Origin of the sequence: Rhodococcus sp. HNM0563, assembly GCF_012726195.1 — a bacterium.
Classification (GTDB): Bacteria; Actinomycetota; Actinomycetes; order Mycobacteriales; family Mycobacteriaceae; genus Rhodococcus.
Genome location: NZ_JAASAF010000029.1, coordinates 1 through 1,585, shown reverse-complemented (window position 1 = coordinate 1,585; position 1,585 = coordinate 1). Strand labels below are relative to the sequence as shown.

Annotated in this window: 1 protein-coding gene; it reads left to right on the top strand. The window is 60.8% G+C overall.

Going from position 1 to position 1,585, the window contains the following annotated elements; all coding sequences use genetic code 11:
• Positions 1-32: 32 nt before the first annotated feature.
• On the top strand, positions 33-1,585 hold a 1,553-nt coding region (locus tag HCA61_RS25805; protein ID WP_169691048.1), incomplete at its 3' end, for an amino acid adenylation domain-containing protein.

Below are 1,585 nucleotides of genomic sequence, written 5' to 3'. Positions count from 1 at the left end.
GGTCGGGGGCGAATGCGGGGTACACGGCAACGTTGGAGTTCTCCACCGACCTGTTCGACCGCTCCACAGCCGAGCGCTTCGTGCAGCGTTTCAACCTTCTATTGGGCAATCTTGCTGAGGCCCCTCAAACACGTGTCGAGGTCGTCGACGTTCTACCTCTCAGTGAACGCCACGAGATTCGAACCGCCTTGGAGGGTGTCACGGTTCCTGAACCTGCGCTTTCCATTCCGGCGGTCTTTGAAGGTGTTGCGGCGCGGTGCGCCGACAGTCCCGCTATTATCGGTCATGGCCGGACCATGACCTTCCACGAGCTAAACTCTGTGGCCAACCGTCTGGCACGGCAGATTATGGACCTCGGAACCGGGCCTGAAACCATCGTCGCGGTGCACTTGCCTAGGGGCGAGGATCTCGCGGTCGCGTGGCTAGCTGTTCTGAAGGCTGGCGGAGCCTACCTTCCAATCGATCCGGCCTATCCGAGCGAGCGAGTTGACCGGATTCTTGACGATGCGCGCCCTTCGATCCTGGTCTCCCGTGGTGACGTCAAGCAGGAGGGTTGCTGGTCGCACATCGTTATCGGTGAAATGGAAGTTGCCGGAGACGGTGCGAACATCAACGATCTTGAGCGGGGGTATTCGCTTTCGCCGGCGGGGCTGGCCTACGTCATCTATACGTCCGGCTCCAGTGGAGCGCCGAAAGCCGTGGGGGTGTCCCACGCGAATGTACTCAACCTCGCATATCGGGTATGGACTGGCCCTGTGCCGGGACGAACACTGATGCATTCACCGACATCGTTCGACGCATCAACCTACGAGCTGTGGTCGCCACTTCTGAACGGCGGCGCTGTCGTACCGGCGACGGAACCGCGTTCTGACCCCGCAGAGCTCGTATCGCTCGTGCAGGATGAGCGCGTAAGTAGCGTATTCGTGACCACGCCGCTCCTCGGCGCCTTCTTGGACCGGGGCATCAAGACTAGGTCCGATTTCCACTTTCTCGATCACGTACTGGTCGGTGGGGAGCCGCTGTCCCCGGCCCTCCTTCGGAGCGCCGAGTCAGCCTACCCCTCAGTGCGCTTCGTCAATGTATATGGCCCGACTGAGACAACCACCTTCGCGACATCAATGTCCAAAGGTGCGTCCGCCCGGTATTCATCGGTGCCTATCGGGCAGCCGGTTACCAATATGGCGGCACGTGTCCTTGATCGGCGTCTTCAGCCTGTCCCGATTGGGGTGCCAGGGGAGCTGTACCTCGCGGGAGCGCAAGTAGCTCGCGGGTACCGAGAACAGCGTGGACTGACGGCCTCACGATTCGTTGCTGACCCCGAAGGGTGCGGCACGCGTGTGTACCGAACAGGGGACGTCGTTCGCCTACGAGAAGGAGGCGCACTCGAGTTCATCGGACGAGCCGACGATCAAGTCAAAATCCGCGGGTTCAGACTTGAGCCAGGTGAGATCGAAGCAGCCCTGACATCGCATCCTAACGTTACCCAAGCCGCTGTGGTTGCCCGTGATTTTGCGAGCGGTAAGCAGCTCGTTGCGTTCGTGGTTCCCGATCGTGGATATCGCGAGGTGGTCGACGAGCTGACAGT